General features: G+C 40.4%; 17 protein-coding genes. 9 read left to right on the plus strand and 8 right to left on the minus strand.

Annotation, left to right across the window (positions count from 1 at the left end):
* The first annotated feature begins 391 nt into the window (after nt 1-391).
* Together ASJ81_RS20325 and ASJ81_RS20330 are read left to right on the plus strand one after the other, a co-directional pair.
* Nucleotides 392-1,726, plus strand: coding sequence for an NAD(P)/FAD-dependent oxidoreductase (locus tag ASJ81_RS20325; protein WP_095645954.1), 1,335 nt, complete (start codon nt 392-394; stop codon nt 1,724-1,726).
* A gap of 411 nt (nt 1,727-2,137) precedes the next feature.
* Nucleotides 2,138-2,410, plus strand: coding sequence for a DUF3303 domain-containing protein (locus ASJ81_RS20330; RefSeq protein WP_095645955.1), 273 nt, complete (start codon nt 2,138-2,140; stop codon nt 2,408-2,410).
* Between the two features lie 197 nt (nt 2,411-2,607).
* Here the strand turns inward: ASJ81_RS20330 and ASJ81_RS20335 are convergent, their stop codons facing one another.
* A complete protein-coding gene (locus ASJ81_RS20335; protein ID WP_170943426.1) occupies nt 2,608-4,038 on the minus strand; it encodes an aldehyde dehydrogenase family protein in 1,431 nt (476 codons plus the stop codon).
* Between the two features lie 333 nt (nt 4,039-4,371).
* On the opposite strand from ASJ81_RS20335, the gene ASJ81_RS20340 reads away from it, so the two are divergent.
* The 3 genes from ASJ81_RS20340 to ASJ81_RS20350 all read left to right on the plus strand — a co-directional run bounded on the left by ASJ81_RS20340 (nt 4,372) and on the right by ASJ81_RS20350 (nt 9,020).
* Nucleotides 4,372-6,537, plus strand: a complete 2,166-nt coding sequence (locus ASJ81_RS20340; RefSeq protein WP_095645957.1) for a DUF2298 domain-containing protein — start codon at nt 4,372-4,374, stop codon at nt 6,535-6,537.
* 179 nt (nt 6,538-6,716) lie between these two features.
* Nucleotides 6,717-8,408 carry a flippase-like domain-containing protein gene (locus ASJ81_RS20345; protein ID WP_245860381.1) on the plus strand — a complete coding sequence of 564 codons (1,692 nt, stop codon included), beginning with the start codon at nt 6,717-6,719 and terminating at the stop codon, nt 8,406-8,408.
* Nucleotides 8,409-8,663: 255 nt separating this feature from the next.
* The gene (locus ASJ81_RS20350) at nt 8,664-9,020 is read left to right on the plus strand and encodes an ArsR/SmtB family transcription factor (RefSeq protein ID WP_095645959.1); all 357 of its coding nucleotides are present in this window, start codon (nt 8,664-8,666) and stop codon (nt 9,018-9,020) included.
* A 229-nt stretch (nt 9,021-9,249) separates the two neighbouring features.
* Here the strand turns inward: ASJ81_RS20350 and nikR are convergent, their stop codons facing one another.
* From nikR to ASJ81_RS20385, 7 genes are all read right to left on the minus strand, one after another.
* Nucleotides 9,250-9,672 carry a nickel-responsive transcriptional regulator NikR gene (gene nikR, locus ASJ81_RS20355; protein ID WP_048109212.1) on the minus strand — a complete coding sequence of 141 codons (423 nt, stop codon included), beginning with the start codon at nt 9,670-9,672 and terminating at the stop codon, nt 9,250-9,252.
* A gap of 706 nt (nt 9,673-10,378) precedes the next feature.
* A complete protein-coding gene (ftsA, locus tag ASJ81_RS20360; RefSeq protein ID WP_394339147.1) occupies nt 10,379-11,737 on the minus strand; it encodes a coenzyme F390 synthetase in 1,359 nt (452 codons plus the stop codon).
* Nucleotides 11,738-12,116: 379 nt separating this feature from the next.
* The gene (locus ASJ81_RS20365) at nt 12,117-12,896 is read right to left on the minus strand and encodes an ABC transporter ATP-binding protein (protein WP_245860378.1); all 780 of its coding nucleotides are present in this window, start codon (nt 12,894-12,896) and stop codon (nt 12,117-12,119) included.
* A complete protein-coding gene (locus tag ASJ81_RS20370; protein ID WP_095645961.1) occupies nt 12,887-13,906 on the minus strand; it encodes a FecCD family ABC transporter permease in 1,020 nt (339 codons plus the stop codon). Before ASJ81_RS20370 ends, ASJ81_RS20365 begins: the two co-directional genes overlap by 10 nt.
* A complete protein-coding gene (locus tag ASJ81_RS20375) occupies nt 13,899-15,671 on the minus strand; it encodes a radical SAM protein (protein WP_095645962.1) in 1,773 nt (590 codons plus the stop codon). Before ASJ81_RS20375 ends, ASJ81_RS20370 begins: the two co-directional genes overlap by 8 nt.
* A 3-nt stretch (nt 15,672-15,674) precedes the next feature.
* Nucleotides 15,675-16,298, minus strand: a complete 624-nt coding sequence (locus ASJ81_RS20380) for a class I SAM-dependent methyltransferase (protein WP_095645963.1) — start codon at nt 16,296-16,298, stop codon at nt 15,675-15,677.
* Nucleotides 16,295-17,392 (minus strand): iron ABC transporter substrate-binding protein, encoded by a 1,098-nt coding sequence (locus ASJ81_RS20385; protein ID WP_095645964.1) that lies wholly within the window; start codon nt 17,390-17,392, stop codon nt 16,295-16,297. Before ASJ81_RS20385 ends, ASJ81_RS20380 begins: the two co-directional genes overlap by 4 nt.
* A 746-nt stretch (nt 17,393-18,138) precedes the next feature.
* Here ASJ81_RS20385 and ASJ81_RS20390 point away from each other — a divergent pair.
* From ASJ81_RS20390 to ASJ81_RS20405, 4 genes are all read left to right on the plus strand, one after another.
* Nucleotides 18,139-18,561: a DUF134 domain-containing protein gene (locus ASJ81_RS20390; RefSeq protein WP_212556123.1), complete on the plus strand. Its 423-nt coding sequence runs from the start codon at nt 18,139-18,141 to the stop codon at nt 18,559-18,561.
* Nucleotides 18,562-18,642: 81 nt separating this feature from the next.
* Nucleotides 18,643-19,017 carry a NifB/NifX family molybdenum-iron cluster-binding protein gene (locus ASJ81_RS20395; protein ID WP_048109220.1) on the plus strand — a complete coding sequence of 125 codons (375 nt, stop codon included), beginning with the start codon at nt 18,643-18,645 and terminating at the stop codon, nt 19,015-19,017.
* On the plus strand, nt 19,002-19,385 hold the full coding sequence (locus ASJ81_RS20400) for a DUF4405 domain-containing protein (RefSeq protein ID WP_245860380.1): 384 nt from the start codon (nt 19,002-19,004) through the stop codon (nt 19,383-19,385). Before ASJ81_RS20395 ends, ASJ81_RS20400 begins: the two co-directional genes overlap by 16 nt.
* Before the next feature lie 40 nt (nt 19,386-19,425).
* On the plus strand, nt 19,426-19,738 hold a 313-nt coding region (locus ASJ81_RS20405), incomplete at its 3' end, for a DUF169 domain-containing protein (protein ID WP_212556124.1).

The following is a 19,738-nucleotide window of genomic DNA, read 5'->3' on the forward strand; positions in this document are numbered from 1 at the left end:
AAATTATTCAAATTTACTTGAAATCTATTTGAAATTATTCAAATTTACTTGAAATCTATTTGAAATTATTCAAATTTACTTGAAATCTATTTGAAATTATTCAAATTTACTTGAAATCTATTTGAGTCTGGTTGATTTCTTAAGAGTTACCCATTGGTCATCGGTTAAGGAAAAATCGTTATCAATTGCATTGATTTTCATAAAATTTGTTAAATTATTCATCAAATGCAAAACTGGAATCTGATATCGATTTCAATTTAAACACTAAACATTTGGGTTTGAGTTTTTCCGTCGAAATCGAGATCAGCAGCTCAAAATCCTTAACCGAATACAAATGAAGAGTTACCAAAGTTCTGTTCGAAAAATAAAACAGATAAGGGAAAAGTTGAGTATGAAAATCGTAATAGTAGGAAGTGGGCTTGCGGGGTTATCAGCTGGGTATAAGCTCTGTAAATCAAACGAAATTGTTATTTTTGAAAAAGATGCAGAAACCGGGGGGATGGCTGCAAGTTATTGCCAGAACTTTGCCGGAAAGAAGTACTTTATAGAAAAGTACTATCACCATATATTCAGGAGCGACTCGGAACTTCTTGACCTGATAAGGGAACTCGGGCTTGAAAGTCAAATGCTGTGGCTAAAGGGGAAAGACGCCTACTTTGTGGACGGCAAAAACTATCCTATGAACACTCCTGCCGAAATTCTGAAATTTAAACCTCTTTCGTTTACGGATCTTGTAAAACTTGGGCTATTGGTGCTCAGGATAAAGCTAATAAATGATATGACTTCCTATGACGGAATAAAGGCAAAAGAATGGATTCTTGATACAGCGGGACAATCCGTATATGAAAACTTTTTTGCTCCTCTTATGAAAAGTAAATTCGGTGAAAATGCCGAAAATGTTTCTGCTGCCTGGCTTATCGGACGTGTGAAAATAAGGTCAGACCGGGGAAAAGAAGGAGAAAAGCTGGGGTACCTGAAAGGAGGATTTAACTCGCTAATAGAAGCTCTGGCAAGGGAAATCAATGCACATGGGGGCAAGATCTTACAGAACGAAGCAGTAACGGAAATCGTAATCAAAGATAATGCAGTGCAGGGAGTGATTGCGAATGGGAATTTCATTCCCTGCGAAGCCGTAATTTCAACTGTTGAACCCAGAGTACTTGATATCCTCACGAAAGGCAAACTTGGAGCTCTTCATGCGACCCTGCAAAGTATTCATTATCAGGGAACTGCGTGTGCCCTCATAGGACTTGATAGAGAGCTTATGAAAGACGGAAATTACTGGTTGAATATAAAAGCTGATGTGCCTTTCGGAGCTGTAATTGAACACACCAACTTTATGCCTTTTGAGGACTATGGAGAACACCTTATCTATGTAACTTCTTATTTTCAGGATGAAAACAATGACCTCTGGATAAAGAAGGAAGAAGAAGTTCTGAATTCTTACCTGAAGGGTCTGGAAAAGATGTTCCCCGATTTCTCAAGAACCGATATCCACTGGGCAAAACTCTTCCGCAGAATGGATACTGCACCTGTGTATGAACAGGGATACCTTGAAAAAGTTCTGCCGTTTGCGCCAGGCCCGTCCGGACTTTATCTGGCAGGAATGTTCTCATCAACCAATTATCCGGAAAGAAGCATGAACGGCTCTGTAAAAGCCGGGTTTGAAGTTGCGAACTTTTTCATGAAAAAAGAAGAGGATTGCGAAGTTTGCTGGCTCGACTGAGAAAATGAAGTCCTGTACTTTCATTAAAATTGTTGCGTATCTGAAGATTTTCGAACTTTAATCGTTAAGGACGAACTATTATATAGTCTCAGGGATGATTATATACTGTCTGTATCCGCATGCAGAACTTCTTTCTGCATGATTACCTGTCCTTCCGGATTTATCATTCATGGGGATTTGAGCAATGATAAGTAAGGAAAAAGACAGAATAAATTTAAAAAATCTGGACTTCTGCCGTTAGTCGGCATTTTGGGGGCATGCTGGCCAAGTCCGCATTTGCGGGGATGGCACAGGAGAATTAACTTGTTTTTCCTTGAGCCTGGCTCTCAAAAAAATCCCGGATGCTGTAAAAAGCTGCCCTGGCTTTCGGGAAGGGGTATTGGCAGCGTAAAATAAGAGGAGTGGTAAAAGATGTTATTCATGGACGTTAGTACCTGGGACCCTTCGAACCGCGATAAGATCCTTGAACATTTTAAGAAACTGGAGATTCCAGATGGAATCGATGTCATTAACCAGTGGGTTGACCTTTCCGGAAACCGCTATTACATTCTTTACGAAGCCGAAAGCGCCGAGGCTTACGGAGCTTTCAACCTGCCCTGGTCGGATATTTGCGTAATTGACAGCGTACCGGTTATGGAAGCTTCCGAATTCATGCAGCTTCTGCCTAAATACCAGAAGAAGTAAATATAGAGTTAGTAGCTCTTAATTTATTTATACGGTTTTCAGGAAAAGTCCGATGAGCTGCATATTAACTGGCTCATCGAAAAATCTTTATTTTATCAGTATCAAACTTCAGAGCTTTCTCGTAGCCTTTCTTGCTCAGTACGTTTTTTACTCAGTACGTTTCTTACTCAGTACGTCAAGTTTTTAGCAGTATTACTTCATGTTTTCAACATCACTGTTTTTAAATCAAGGTATTCGGAAAGAGCATCAGGCCCGTTTTCTCTTCCTATTCCGCTCTGCCCGATACCTCCAAAAGGAACTTCAGGAACGATCTTAAGGTGCTGATTTAGCCAGATAATCCCTGCATTTAACTGTTCACATCCTTTACGGGCTTTATCAAGATTTTTTGTCCATAGAGACGCTCCAAGCCCATAACAGGTATTGTTAGCTTCTTCAATCGCTTCATCAAGGTTTTTTACCTGAACTACAGGTAGCACCGGGCCAAATACTTCTTCTTTCAGAAGCCTGGATTCCCTGGGCACATCTGCAACAAGTGTGGGCTCGAAAAAATATCCTTTACTGCAGGCGCTTTTCTCCGGAACTCTGCCTCCTGTAACTATCCTGCCTTCATCCTTTTCTTCGACATCTGCTACAAGCTTTTTTATATATTCCCACTGCCTGCGGTTGTTAAGGGGTCCCATATCGATGTTTTCATGCATTCCGTTTCCAACCCTCAAGTTCCGGATACCTGCTTCAAGCTTTTTTATGAATTTTTCAGCTACGGTTTCAAAAACAAACAGCCTCTTTACAGCAGTACAGGGTTGTCCGCAATTGTATAATCTTCCCCTTAGAGCCCCTAAAACTGCGGCCTCAAGGTCAGCATCATCACAGACCAGCATGGGATCACTTCCTCCAAGCTCAAGGGTCACTCTTTTCATCCCACAGGCTGCAAGTTCGGCTACACGTTTTCCGGTTCTTGCTTCTCCGGTAAAGGAGATTCTCTTTACCTTCGGGCTTTTAACCAGGCTTTCTCCCACAATATTCCCAGGCCCTGTAACGATATTGAGCACGCCTGGTGGAAGCCCTGCCTCACTCAGGATAGAAGCCAGGGTAAGGTTAGTGAGGGGAGTATTGCTTGCAGGTTTCAGGACAAGCGTATTTCCTGATATCAGGGCAGGACCTATCTTCCATGCCATTATAAGAGCAGGCATATTCCAGGGTATTATGGCTGCACAAACACCCAGAGGCTTTTTTACAGTAAAAGCGTATCCGTTTTGAGGAACCGGAACAAAATCTCCGTGAGAACTACTTGCAAGCCCGCAATAGTACTCAAGGACATATGCAAAACCTTCGATTTCGTTTTTAGATTCGGCTAAAGGTTTGCCTTGCTCCCTGGTGAGCAGGACGGCAAGTTCATCCTTTCTCTGTCTTACAATTCCCGCAGCTATGTAAAGAACCCTGGCTCTTTGCTGCGGAGATGCTGAAGCCCAACCATTAAAAGCTGACGATGCAGCTTCAACCGCCACCTCCACATCATCTTCCGTGCCTTTCGGAACTCGGTCAATAAGTTCACATGTTGCCGGATTTACGATATTGAAAAATTCGCCGCTGCACGCTTCCACAGCATTTCCGTTAATCTGCATTTTCATATCTATCAGTACTTACAAAGACCTATTTTAAGATAACAAGGTAATGTTCTGGAAGGAACAAGGTAATGTTCTGGAAGGAACAAGGTAATGTTCTGGAAGGGACAAGGTAATGTTCTGGAAGGAATAAGGTAATGTTCTGGAAGGAACAATCTAAGATTCGGGGAAAATAAAGTAAGAAAAAGAATTAAATAATTTTTTCTACGATAAAAAATATAAACCTATTTACAAAATACATATTATCAGTACTTCTGTCAGGTAAATAAAAAGTACACTTCAAGAGAGTGGGGCCTTGGAAAGTGTACGTTAACAACGGATTTTAAAGGGAAGAGAGCGGTGTTAGAGTATCTTCACGTAATTTTTTGGTTTATTTTTATTGAAATGCTGGGCCTGATTTCCATGCCTCTTGCAAGAATAGCTGGTGATCGGCTTGCTGACAGAGGATATTCTGCAGCAAGAACCCTGGGAATAGTGCTCGTTACGTATCTTGCCTGGCTTTTTTCCGATGTATGGGGTTTTAACAGACGCACGATCCTTATCTCAGTACTTCTACTTTGCCTTATATCGGGAATAGTCTATCGAAAACAAAGGATTTTGCCGGAAAAGAAGGTCCTGTTTTCGAATGAGCTCGTATTCGCTGCAGGCTTCTTTTTTTTTCTGCTTATACGCATGCATCTCCCTGAGATCTACAGACATGAAAAGTTTATGGATTTTGCATTTCTGAATGCAGTAATAAGAACTTCTTCTTTTCCTCCGGCAGATCCCTGGTTTGCAGGAGGGTCCCTTGAGTTTTATTACTACTTCGGATACCTTTCAGTGGGAGTTCCTGGAAAACTATTTTCTGTCGAACCGTCTATGCTTTTTAATCTGGCTATTGCGCTCACTTTCGCTCTTTCCTTCAATCTCCTTTTCGGATTTGGATATAACCTCACTAATGGAAAAATAAGGTATGGGCTTCTTACTGCCGTATCCGTGATTCTGCTAGGGAACTTGCAGGGACTTAAAGAATTCATATCCATGTACTTTACCAGAGAGACGGTTCCAATGGGATACTACTGGAGCAGTTCGAGAGTTATCCCGTATACGATAAATGAGTTTCCTTACTTCAGTTTCATACACGGGGACCTTCATTCCCACATGCTTGCAATTCCGTTCCAGTTACTGGTACTTGCTTTCCTCCTGAATATATATCTAAGGAAAGATAGTGATCGTGCCTTTGAAGGTATGCTGTCCTTTCTTATGTTTTCAATATCTATTGGCTATTTATTTCCTTCTAATTCCTGGGATTTTCCGATATACTTTGGCCTGACATTTGCAGTTATTTTTGCTTTTTACTACGGGCATTATATTCATAAAAAAAACTTATCAAAATCCATTACTTTATTTTTTGGAACAATTTTTTCGGTTTCCATTTTTAGCCTTATTCCGTACTTGCCCTTTTATCTGTCATTTAAACCACAAGCCGCAGGTGGGTTTAATTTTGTTCTACCAGAACTTCGTACAACAATCAGAGAATTCCTGATCCTTTTCAGTCTCTTCCTTTTTTTGACTTTTTCTTTCCTCGCGAATCGCCTGGAACTCAGAAGAAAAACACAGTACTTCATCTTGTTGACAGGAATATCGGCGTTTCTTGCCAGAGAATGGGCTATTTCCCTGCTTGTAATCCTTCTCCCTTTACTTACTTTTTCGCTTTATTCTTTCATAAAAGACCTTCCTGAGAGAAGTAGTGCAGGATTCGTCTCGCTTCTAATCGCAATGGCTGCATTCATAGCGCTTATCTGCGAAATTATCTTTCTCGACGATCCCATTTCCGGAACTTTCGCCCGCATGAATACTGTTTTCAAATTTTATATGCATTTATGGATTTTTCTGGCTATTGCAGCTTCTTATTCTTTCTATGACCTTTATTTCCGCTACAGAACTCCTCTGGAGAATAGTCTTCCTACAAGCAGTGTCTATGGAAAAAAAATCTTGACGTTCTCACTTATGCTCCTGGTCCTCTCATGCAGCGTATTTCCCGTAGTAGCAACCCTTACGAGAATAGAAGATATGAATGCAAAACCTGCTCTTGACGGCATGGAATATATGAAAAAACTGGACAGAGGGGATTATGATGCCATAAAATGGGTTCAGGAAAATGTAAAGGGAGTTCCGGTGATTCTTGAAGCTTCCTCAGATGACAGCAGTTATCGTTATACCTCGCGTGTCTCGGCAAATACCGGGCTTCCTACGATTATCGGATGGACAAGGCATGAGAGGTTTTGGGGAAGAGACAATGAAGAAATCGCGAAAAGGCTTGAAGACGTAAATATCATTTACAGTACAAGCAGTGAAAAAAAAGCTCTTGAGCTTATGAATAAATATAACGTAAGCTATGTGTATATTGGTCAACTTGAACGGCAGATGTATGATATAAAGACGGATAAGTTCGAGGATGAAACTTATTTTGAACCGGTTTACCAGAGTTCAGTCCGGATTTACAAAGTAAAAAAGAAATTCTGAGTTTTTGGTTTTGAGGTGTAACCTTAAACCCATGATTATATAATAGTCCATTTATATAAATATAGAAAAGTCCGTTTATATAATTATAGATTCGCTCCTAATACTGGAATGAAAATAGAGGGGTCTTATCCATTACCAGCGTATCGGTAGTTTTACCAGCTTATAATGAGGCAGCGAATATCGAGAAGGCTGTCTTTGTCACAGCAGAGACACTTTTTAAAATAACGGATAAGTTCGAGATCATCATAGCAGAAGACGGCAGCACGGACGGTACGGACCGGATAGCTTCCAGACTCTCGGAACAGCACGCTTATGTTGTCCACCTGCACTCGGATAAACGGCAGGGCCGGGGAAAAGCTCTTAACCGGGCTTTTAAAGTCGCTTCAGGAGAAGTCCTCTGCTATATTGATGTGGACCTTGCGACAGATATGAAGTACCTGGAAAAACTGATCAAGGCTGTGAGCACAGATGATTATGATTTTGCTACAGGCTCAAGAATGATGCCCGATAGTGATGCAAAAAGGCCTTTTAAGCGGGAGTTTGCAAGCAGAGGATATAATTTTCTGGTGAGACTTTTTCTAAATTCAAAGCTCTGTGACCACCAGTGTGGTTTTAAGGCTTTCAGGAGAGAAGCTCTCTTTGAGCTTCTTGATGAGATCGAGAATGAACACTGGTTCTGGGATACCGAAGTACTCGTAAGAGCCCAGCATAAAGGATATAAAGTAATAGAGTTTCCGGTTTACTGGAGGCATGGAGAGTCAAGTAAGGTTAATCTGGCAAAAGATGTTAAAGGAATGGGGTCTGAGATATTTCGTCTCTGGCGGGAACTTTCATCCCCACTCGGAGTTTCAGGAAAAGGAAAAGTCTTTTTAACAGCTACTCTCGCAATTCTGATCCTTACACTTGTTGCAACCTTCCTTGGCGCATCCGATATTCTGGAAAACATGAAGCAGGCGTCCCTCAGGACTTTGATTATAGCTGTTCTGGTATACTGTGCTTCCTGGCCTTTAAGAGGAGTACGCTTTCAGCAGATCCTTAACAGGCTTGGAAATCAATACGGAATTGGATTTCTTACAGGCAGCATTTTTATCAGCCAATCCGCAAATGTAATTCTTCCGGCACGGATAGGAGACCTGAGCAGGATGTATATCCTGAAAAAAAGCAAAGACCTTGACTTTACAACTAGTTTTTCCTCACTAACTGTAGAAAGAGTATTCGATGTAGTTGCAATTACTTCTATAGCAGTACTTGCATCTTCAGGGGCTGCTTCCCATTTTGAACTCGCACCGTGGATGAACTCCCTGATAAAGCTGTCCGGACTTTCAGTAATGATCTTCTTTTTAATTCTGTTTATTGTGTCTTTCCGAGAAAGTGCCAATACAAAAATATTGGAAACGAAAAATTTCCAGAAAGGTCTTTCTGGAAAGATAAACGGCTTTGCATCTACTTTTCTTCGTCAGATAAGTATCGTTGCCGTACATCCAAGCTCATTTCTGGCTGTGACTGCATCGTCTCTTCTTATATGGGGAACAGATATATTCACCTGTTTCTTTGTTTTTAAATCATTTCCGGCAGTCGGGGAAAGTGTCTCGTCCATATATATGATATCACTGATTTTCCTGGCTGTAGCCCTTGGAAATATTGCAAAAATCTTTCCAATAACACCTGGAGCTATAGGAACATATGAAGTTGCCCTTACTGCAGTCTTCGGGATTGGGGGAATAAGCCCGGAAATAGGATTTACGGTTGCTGTGCTCGATCATATTATAAAAAATTCAATTACTTTGATAGGGGGCGGTTTTGCTCTCTCGGAACTTGGACTCAGGTGGAGAGAAGTGCTTTGTACTGAGAAGGATATTTTAAAAGGATAAAACAGGATACTCAAAATAATAAATAGAGTAAACAAAGTAAACAGAATAAACAGAGTAAACAGAATATGCAGCAGAAAGAGTGAACAGGGCATAGCCAGGATTCGCTGAGTAAACAAAGTAAGCAAGGTAAACAGAATAGTTAAAATCAGACCTGATATATAAGTCAAAGAGTTAAAGAAATAACCGAAGCATTAATACAAAGAATTAAAAATAATAACCACATGCTTTACTCGAACTGATAGTTAAGTGGAAGAAATGTCTGAAAAAAAATTAATCAAAGTAAAGGATGCATATTGTCTACCGGAAGATGTACTTGATGCTGTGAATGCGGCAATGAACGAGGATGTGGAAGAAATCGTTAATCTGCTTAAGGTTCTTTCAGATCCGACCCGCCTGAGGATTCTCAAAGCTCTTGAAGTCCAGAGTCTCTGTGTCTGTGTCCTTGTTAACTGCACAGACCAGCAGCATTCAGCCCTTTCGTACCATCTTAAACTATTAAAAGAAGCAGGCCTGGTAAACTCACAAAGAGAACGGAGTTTTCAGGTTTATGAACTCACAAAGTTCGGAAACCTGCTCCTAAAGCATATTGAAAAACACTTCGAAAAGGTATAAATATAAAAGTCAAGAGGAGTTTATTCTCTTTGAAGTGAAGTGTTTTCCCTCTAGAAATCTTTTCTTTTGAGTCTTTTCTTTAGAATATTTTCTTTTGAATCATTTCTTTTGAATCATTTCTTTAGAATTTTTTCTTTTGAATCATTTCTTTAGAATTTTTTCTTTTGTGTCTTTTCTTTACTCCATTCTTACCTTCTCATGACTGTTCAAAACAAACACTTAGAGAAGATCAGATTTGTTCGTTTGATGCTACAGTAGTAAGCTTTGAGAATTTTACCCCTTTTAGGGCCATTATAGCTTCGGCAAGCTCCTTAATTTCTTCACCTTCCCCATCGAGAACAATTACTTCAAAGCAATTGTCATGATCAAGGTGTATATGCACTGATGATTTTATCAGGTGAGAGTAGTGATGCTGAATATCTGCAAGGGCATTCGAGAGACCTCTTTTTGTATGGTCATAAATAACCGAAACGGTCCCGACACGGTAGCCCTTAATGTCACCCATCCATTCGTAATAAGAAATGTAGCTTCTAATAGCATCTCTTATGCCTTCGGAACGAGAAGAATAACCTCTTTTTTCGATAATCTCATCAAATTTACCCAAAAGGGTGTCTGGAAGGGAAACTCCTATCCTCATAAGTTCTGTTTCCATAATATCACCGGATAATCTTGGATTTGTTTACTAGTTAATACTTTAGTATATTACACGTAGCACTATATATGTTTTTTTCACATAGCCACTAATATAAAAGAGTTTCTAACAAATATTCGTTCTTTACTAATATTAATCTTTGGGAATAGTTTACGTCTACTAACCAAAAAATATATAGGTTTTTTTATTTTGGAAAAAGTAATTATTAAGTCTGAAGAAAACAATATTAATAACTATTAGTATTAGTTGAAAGGCAAATTTATTTCGAATTATTTTTTCAGTTAATTTTCAGTTAATTTTCAGTTATTTTTCAGTTAATTTTCAGTTAATTTTCAGTTATAGCCGTTGATTGTACTTCATCTGAGTTCATCAATACGTGGCAAATTCTATTTGCAAAGGAGAAAACGACATCATTAAACCAATTTTCGATTAACTTGACAATATATAAAAGAAAATATAAAAATAAAATAAGTGTAGAAGAAATTTTAAACAGATTGTTTTTTAATAAAATTTAAGAAAATTATATGTAAGATCGATACCAGGCACGAGTATATTTTCCAGATAAGCGCACTTTCTCGCCACTAACATTTCAACATTTTCGGAATTATCTTAGCGTTTTTTGAATTTTCTCGAAACTTTTTAAGTGGATTTACATTTTTTGAATAATTTTGGTATTTTTTTATGTCCCGATCTTTTCTTATTATCTCTATCGCCTGTCCACAAGCCTTTTAGGCCTGCCTTTTATTCTGTTAAATTCGAGACCCATAGGGCCTGTGAAATTGAATATTATTTTGAAAGTGCCTTCCGCATAAGCCCTGGAAAGCGGAGGCTTATATTTAAGAAAAGTACGAAGAAAGTTCTCCTTTATAAGATCCCGGTCGCACACCTCAGGACTTTCACATTCCATACTTACCCTGAGTACGGTTTCTCCCTCATCCTCTTCGCCATAAAGAAAAGCCTCATATTCTCCGGTTAGGTAGTCCATGTTTTCGCGCTGAAAAACGCCTCTTTCCACATCTACACGGTTAAAGGGAGCTCCTTCTACCCACACAGTTTCAGCCTCCCGCTGAGGAGTCATAATTTTCATATGCGTCCTTCCGCAGGGACACTGTTTGCGCGTGAGCACCACAGTTGTGTCTTCGGTATCATAGTTTAAAAGAAGGTTTCCTGCTTTTGCCCCAACAGGCAGCAGTGTGCTCAGGATAACCCTTCCGCATTCTCCGTCAGGTACATAATTCTCTAGATGGGGATCGTAAATATCAACGTGGACAAGGTCTTCAGGCACGTGCAACCCTGATACCTCATCACACTCACCGCACATCGTACCTTCCGTGCTCCCATAGGTGTTATAAACGGGACAGCCCCAGATTTCTGAAAGGTAGCTCCTTGACTCTTCAGCAAAGGATTCTCCTCCCACGACAAGTTTATCTACGCCTGACTCCCGAGGGTCAATACCTTCTGCCTGTAACCTTCTGGCGAGGCTAAGTAGTTTGAATACACTGCCTACTATACCTGTAGGCCTGTAAGCTTCGATAACACGCAGGGGAAACGTGCATTTACCCTCAGGAATAATACTCATACCAAGCTGCCTGGCCGCAAGGGTCATTGTGTTTGCCCCTATATTCATCCCATAAGAAGCACAGACAACAACCCTGTCTCCAGGACCGAAGCCCTGTGACCTGAAAATACGTGAGTACTTTTCCGAATACCGTTCCCAGTCTTCCCATGTAAGGAAAAAACTCTTTGGGTTTCCGCTGGTTCCGCTAGTCTCATGAACTGTGAAAACATCCTCCCATCCCACACTCCTGAACATGAATTCGTTCATTTCCGGAGGTTGGTTTTCGCGGATAGTGTTTCCCGAGATTATGGGAAGGTCCAGAAGGTCCTCATGGGTTTTAATCTCAGCCGGATCCACGCCCTGCTTTTCAAACCATTTTCTGTAAAAAGGAGAATGTTCTGCCGCATATTTTACCGTGTACCGTACTCGCTCCTCTATGAGAGCATCCAATTCTTCCCTGGCCATGGTTTCGATTTCAGGATTGAAATAAGGTCTTGAGTTGTCCATAGAAAGCATCCCCAAATGGAATAGTAAGATCAGAAAACCTGTTATTTATTAGCTTCAAAGATGAAACCTTTTCTGGCGACCTTAAATTATTAAACTTTTAAATATTAAAAATAATAAGATGAGTAGAAATAATAAGATGAGTAGAAATAATAAGATGAGTAGAAATAATAAGATGAGTAGAAATAATAAGATGAGTAGATAAGATCCTGCCTCTTTCCTTCTGCCTTTTTTCTCTTCAGGCTGCATTTTTATGGATCTGTTTTATGTCACCTTTTTTAGATTTTTTTTATTTTTAGTTTTATATTTATATTTATATTTATATTTATATTTATATTTAAGGTATATTTATATATGTATTAATATTTATATTATATTTTGTTTATCTTCTTAAGGGTAAACACACTTTCCTTTTCATATCTTCAATTTCCCTGATAGCTACATTTACGCCATAGACTGAAGACATCATCTTACTGGTTACAACGGTTTCGACTTTTCCTACTGCAACCAGTCTACCTCCAGACAATGCTGCAGCTCTGTCACCTAACAAAAAAGCATGATCGGGCATATGTGTATTCATAACAATGGACATTCCAAGTGAAGCCAATTTTTGGACAGTTTCCAGCACAAGGATCTGGTTGCCAAAATCAAGGTGAGAAGTTGGCTCGTCAAGCAAAAGTAGAGCAGGCTTCTGGACAAGAGCCCTGGCAATAAGCACCATTTGACTCTGTCCCCCACTGAGCTTAGCAACCGGTCTTTCTGCAAGATCGGAAATTCCCACCATTGCTAGTGATTCTTTTGCAAGTTTAATATCCTCTGCACCAGGAGATGCGAACATGGAAAGATGAGGAGCACGGCCCATGACCACAAAATCCAGCACAGTAAACGGAAAAACCACTTCATTTTGCTGAGGTACATAACCTATATTCCTGGCAATTCCTCTTACTCCGAGAGAAACTGTATCCTTTCCCTGAATAAAGACAGACCCGTTATCGGGTTTGAGAATTCCCGCAATACATTTGATAAGTGTAGATTTTCCTGCCCCGTTTGGACCCAAAATGCACATGATTTCACCTTTTTTCAGCGAAAAAGATACATTTTCAAATATTGGCCTGTTTCCATAAGAGAAAGCAAGGGACTTTACTTCCAGCATCAGTTCCATCCCATACGCCCCTTCTTGATAAGGTATGCAAACACCGGAGCTCCTACCAGCGAAGTGAGAATTCCCAGGGGAATTTCTGTAGCTACAATAGTCCTTGAAAGGTCATCCACGACCAGCATAAACGATGCTCCGATAACCATGCTCATAGGTAAGAGACGGCTATAATTGGGACCAACGATCATTCTTGATATATGGGGCACAACCAGTCCGACCCAACCAATGACACCGCTGACACTGACTGCTGCTGAAGTTACAAGGGTCGCACAAACAATAATGACCAGCCGCATTTTTTCCACGTCCATTCCAAGAGCTTTAGCTTCCTCGTCGCCCAGGGACAAAATGTTGATACGCCACCTGAAAAGAAACAATACTAGAGTCCCAATAAATATAGGCAATAATATGTAGAGCAGATCACCGTACCTGACAGTGGCAAGACTTCCCATAAGCCAGAATACTATCGCAGGAAGTTGATCATAAGGATCTGCTACATACTTTGCCAGCGACGTAAGAGCCGTGAAAATAGAGCTCACAATAATTCCCGAAAGCACGAATACCAGAGTTCCAGTACCTTTGCTGACTTTACCCATACTTATAGCAATAAACATCGCAAGGAGTCCGAAAGCAAAAGCCATCAACTGTATAATCAGATAATTGTTCCAGAGCAATATTGCAAGGCATGCTCCGAAACCAGCCCCTGAACCTACTCCAAGGATATAAGGAGACACAAGAGGATTACGAAAGATTCCCTGGAAAGAGGCTCCAGATATGGAAAGAGCTGCACCTACCAGTAAAGCTGCAAGTATCCTTGGTAACCTTACATTGAATAGTACTGTGTGTTGAGTGGAAATTGAAGCAGGAGTGCCGAAAAAAAAGGATGAAAAAGTGCTAATGCTCTCATCCACAACTGCCGATAGTGGAGTTTGGTATCTTCCGACAAAAAGGGAGATTATGAGTAATGCGATAGGTAATAGATACACCAGAGTAGTGCGATTAAACTTGTAATCAAACATGAGTATCCCTCATCACATGCATGGGCCATATGCCGGAAGAGGGTCTGTGAAATGACCTGTTAGGCTTTGCTTCCTCAAAAGGTATACCGTAAAACCGTAGATAAAACTCATCTGCTTCCTTATTCATGTCAATTGTTGAGTTTTCGGGGTTCAGTTTGTCTGATATGTACATGAGTCCCAGTATCCAGCGAGGGTTCCCGAAATCCCAGGATGGAGGAACTTCATAGACACGATGCTTTTTTACTGCATCTGCAGATATGCCATATTGCTGGCACAGGTCATAAAACTCATCGAGAGGGCGAGAAAGAAAACCTGAGATAAAAATTGTCATGGGATTCTGCTCATTTATAAAAGAGGGAGAAACATTTACACCCGGTTTGCCTTCTTTTTGAAGCTGTTTATTGATGCTAACTCCCCCGGAAAATGTCACAAGGTTGTTCTCCATTCTCCCGGCGTTTAGAGCAAAAAGAGGAGAGCCCATACAATAATACACTTTATGACCGCTATTTTCCACTGCAAGCGATTTGACAAGTTCCAGACGTTTATGAATAAAAGAAATAAGTTCTTCACCTTTATCCGGCACATTTGCCTTCTCAGCAATAAGCCTGATAAATTCAAGATAGGAGTACGGCTGCTGTACCATATGATGTATTTGATTCAGGGCTTCGGGATTGGAGACTTTTCCCCATATTTCAATTAACCTGTTGTCGTCCAGTATTCCCAGGCATGTAAGTACTGCATGGACCATACTGAAAGCTCGACTTATCCTGTAACCGCCCATGAAACCTTCCTCATTGAAACTTTCATTCGCAGTTATCCCTTTAACCGGGGTATCCTTACCGCAATTACAGGTGTAATTTGTCCAGGGTTTTAGAAGCCTGGAACCCATGGGCCCGTAAAATTCCCTTTCTGCAAGAAGGCTGCCGCATTCAGGACAGTACGTGTTTGACAATTCCGTACCTGGAGAATTGAAGAGATAAACATAGTCCATATGTTTACGCAGAGCAGCACACAGGCTCTCAGTCTCTCCGATAGAGGGTTCAAGCTCAATTGGGGCATCCCCAAAAGGAATGAACCTCATGACCTGAACCGGAATGGTGGAAGAGATATTAGACAACGCTTTTACAACTTTTATCACATCGTCTTCATTTCCCCTTGAGTAAACGATCGAAGTTTCAACATGTACACCCATGTCGAAAAGCCTGGATATGTTGCGGAAAACAGGGGCTGAGGACGGGACTCCGCAGCTTATGTAGCTCTTATCAGAATAACCCTTAATTCCAATATTCATGAAATCTACAAGCTTTCCAAGTTCTTCCAGTGTCTCGTCTGTGAAATAGCAGTTTGTGGAACAGCCTGCAAGTAAACCTTTTTCTTTTGCCTGCACCGCAAGGTCCCTGAAAAGATAATAGTTTGCAGCAGGCTCATTGAGTGTGGAGACTACACCCAGGCACTCCTGCTGCACTGCTTTTTCCACTACCTGAGACGGGATAAGTGCAGGAAGGTCAAGCGATTTCCCTGAAGCTAACAGTCGAGCCACACAGCCTGAACACTGGAAATTGCATCCAGTACTGAAAACCTGAAGGAATTTACCTGAAGGATAGTAATGAAGTAAAGGAATGGTTTCTATAGAAACAGGATATGCTCCAAGATATCCGATATCAGGGTCCTGGATGATATTACCGCCAGCACATATGTAGTTCCCGCACCTTCCCCTGCTGTATTCGTCGATTTTACACCTGAATTCACACACATTGCATTTCATTTTTCAACCTTCCTTGCTTAGTACCATCCAGAACCCCGATTCATCCTGAACTACATGATAGGGGATTTTTGTCTGTTTCCCAGCTTCCTCTATAGCCTGAAGGTTTTTAGGACTGAGGCGTTCTTTTGAACTTGCATGCCAGTCAGGATCTATTTCAACCATTTTTTCAGAAACCTGTTCTCTCAACTCTTTTGTGCCAAAGCCACCTCCTACCCATGCCTGCCCACCCGGAGCAAGAACACGAGCAATTTCCTTAAAGGCCACAGGCAGATCATTCCAAAAAAATACGGAACCCCGGCTTACTATAAGATCTGCACAATTGTTCCTTAAAGGGAGCAGATGTACATCGGACTGCACAGGAGCAACTTTACCTGAAAGATAGTGACGGAAGGCTTTCTTTCTTGAAAGCCTGCACATCTCAGTTGAAATATCGATACCATATACCTGCATATCCGTTATTTCCGCAACAGCGATTCCCAGGGATGCTATACCGCACCCCAGGTCAAGGCATATACCTTTCTCTATCCCGCTTTTTTTGACGATATTAGCAGCTATTACAGGGTAGATGGGGGCAAAGATGTTCTCTGCAATATAGGGAAAGCCCGGAGATTTATCCTTCTCGTTCACGTCTTAACCTCTGCTGAAGGATTAAGTAGAGTATCCAGTTCTTTATCCGTGAGATCATAGTGGAAGAACTCCGAGTAGAATTCACGGGTCAGCTTGGGTAGATCCATATTTGCAAACCGGTCCGGATACAGCATTTTTGCGGCCCAGGCAGTCCCTATGATAAGGTGAGGGCCCTGTGGCCTGTCAATCCAGCAGAAAGGATTCTGAGGAGCAAGGTATACTCTTTTGTTTTTCACAGCATCTATGCTTGACCAGAGAGAATCAGAGTAAACCGTCGAATAGAACTGTGGATTTGAAGTGATAATTACCTGAGGATTCCAGTTTATAACCTGCTCAATTGAGACCTGCGTCATGCCATTCCCTGGAGTAAGCTTGCAGTCTGCAACATTAACACCACCGCATATATCAATAACTTGAGAATGTTGAGAACCCGAAGGGTCAGTCATCAGCCCCTTTGGACCTTCGGCATAATAAACGCGTACTTTCTGGTCCTCGGGAATATCTTTTATAGTGTTATTGATCTCGTTAAGGATTGAACTGCGGAAATCAATCAGTTTTTGTGCCCGGTCTTCACAATTAAGAAGTTTACCCACATATTGTATAGTAGGGTCAGATTTGTTAACGAAGATAATGGAGTCATTAACAGCTACTACAGGAATGTTTCCAAAGTTTTCCTGTCTGCGCTCTATAGCCTCATGGATTTCCCCATCAGTAGTATATCCTTCAATTACGATATCAGGATGCATGTTGATTATAGTTTCATAATTTCCGGTCTGTGTTCCGAACCAGCCCCCTATTACAGGCAAGTTTGAGTAATTTTCAGCCATAAAAGGTTGAGTAAAATTATTTTTAAAATTCCATCCTGCAAGTTTGTCCGGAGCAAGCATATACACGAGAATAGTTGATGGCGGAGAAGTGGCTACAACTGAAGAGACTTCCGCCGGCACAGTTAACTGCCTGCCCAACATATCGGTTATCTGTATTGTGCTTGAGTTCTGGACAGCCTGATGATTCGTATTTTCTGCACACCCACAGGATGCTACAGCCAGAACCAGAATAGAGAGTAGTAGTATTGTACCTATTTTTCCACGCATAGTAATACCTGACAGACTTCTATAGGTTAGTTGTTATGTTTGCATGAACATAATGATATAAATATATATTCTTACAGGAAGAAACTGGGAAAACGCTTTTGAACACGCTTTCTAGAAAATTTATTCGTTTTCGTAGTTGACTGATTGTTTTCACGACATACGTATAGGAAGCCGGTAACCTATTTCCCATTATATATTATATATAACTTTGTATTTAGGAGGTTATAGATTCTTCAGCCTATTTTTTGCAGTAAATTGGGACATATTTACGAGGCTTCTTGCTAGCGATTTTAAATTTAGCACTAGTTTATTGAATTTAGGTGAATGAGATAAAAATAGCAAGATGCGGTACTTAGATACAAAAAACAACAGCTTCAATTTTTCCAATTATACTAAATTTCAAACAATAATCATTTGAGATCAGTTAGAAAACGCCGGTGGAGGAAATAAAAATTTCCAAAAAAATACTGCGGAACTCAGGGTGCAGATAAACATTACTAAAATTACAGTTATGTCTATTTTACATAACGAATATTGCTGTAAGACTCTAAACTAAAACAAAAAACAACTATTAGGGTATTACTAATCTCCTTATAAAACATAGAAAGAAACTGAGAATTACTTTACTATGCTTCATTTCGCTTATACATGAATAACATTTGGAACAGCAGGATTTTTCGGATAGGTTCTAAATGAACTGTAGAAATTAGTAAGTTATATATAATAAATCTCATATGAGTAATTTGATGGTAAATAGAGTTAAGCGCAGGGTATCGTGCCTTCCAAAAGCTACATATTATAAACCCAGGAAGGTTTCTCTCTGCGATCTCGAAATTATTAACTTATCCATAGGAGAACTTGAAGCCATCCGCCTTTGCGATCTCGTTCATGTTGACCAAAACGAGGCCGCAGATATGATGGGTATCTCCAGAAAAACTTTCTGGAATGATTTGCAAAAGGCCCGACAGAAAGTGACTGAGGCCCTTGTCAATGGCAAAGCAATAGAGATCTCCGGAGAGTATATAAGTAATGGAGAGTGCAAAGTTGAGTTTCTCTGTAGCGGGTGTGAATATAGATGGGAATTAAAGTGTGATACCGAGCGCCCAGCTAGCTGTCCGAAGTGCGGTTCCGAAATCGTGTATCCAATCGGCGGCAACGGAAGAGAATAAAAATCATTGAGAACGAATACTGCTGCCCCAGAAGCAAGTTAAAGGCAGCAGCGGTAAATGTTAAAGCAGGAAGTGTGAAAAGTGACAAAAATTGCTATACCATCAATGAATGAAAGTGGACTGGAATCTGACGTTTGTTTTCATTATGGCTCATGCGAATATTTTACCATCGTGGATGTAAGCGATAAAAACATTGAGAGTGTTAAAACAATAAGTAACCTGTCTCCTGAAATTGAACACAATTGCGCTGCTCCATCAAAAATATTAGAATCACATAATGTCAATGCTGTGCTTGTTGCGGGTATCGGTGGGAGACCACTGATGTCACTGGCAGAAAAGAATATCAAAGTATTTGCAGGAATAACGGGTAAGGTTTCCAACGCAGTTGATGACTATAATAATGGGTTACTGCAAGAACTATCTATGAACGGCACCTGTAATTGCTCTCATCACTAAATGAATTAATTAATAATGGTTGGATCGGAACATCTGAAAGAGGTGAAACTGTAAACCGACTAAAAACTAATTACTTAATAGACCTTATTCTGACAACTCTATTTTTTGCTGTTGCAGGTACAGGTTTAGTTATGTACTTTTTAATACCTTCAGGAATTCCAAGAGGACGTTATGTAGTATATATGGGATTAACGAAAGCTAACTGGATTTGGATACATAGCAGAGCAGGAATCTTGATAGTTTTTCTTATAGTTGTCCATCTTATCCTGCATAGTCAATGGATAATACGTACCACAAAGAGCTTTGGCAGAAAAGAAAACAAAAACACTATTTGTGAGAGAGATACAGTGACTGATAAAGTCCGATAAGAAAATTATTCAAAATAATCTGAAAATCGGAGTTGAAAATATGGATGTAAAAGAGATAAATAAATATGGGCAAGAACTTGTAGACTGCCTGAAACTGACTACCTCTCCTGTTGCAGTAAAATTAATTCCTAAAGGAGAAGAAGTTCCTGAGGGAATGAAAAAAGTAGATGAGGCTATGAGGCACTGCCAGCTGGTAGACAGAGTCAGAAGAACAGGTGAGGAGTTTTATACCCTTGGTGAAGACCAGATGTGCAAAGGTGGGGCCGGCGCAATGGGCCTTGGCGAAATGCCTCCAAAGGTCGCAAGTGGAGAATTTTATTTTAATAAACTCAAACAGTTCAGCACCCAGGGCG

Source organism: Methanosarcina spelaei, from assembly GCF_002287235.1.
Lineage (GTDB): Archaea > Halobacteriota > Methanosarcinia > Methanosarcinales > Methanosarcinaceae > Methanosarcina > Methanosarcina spelaei.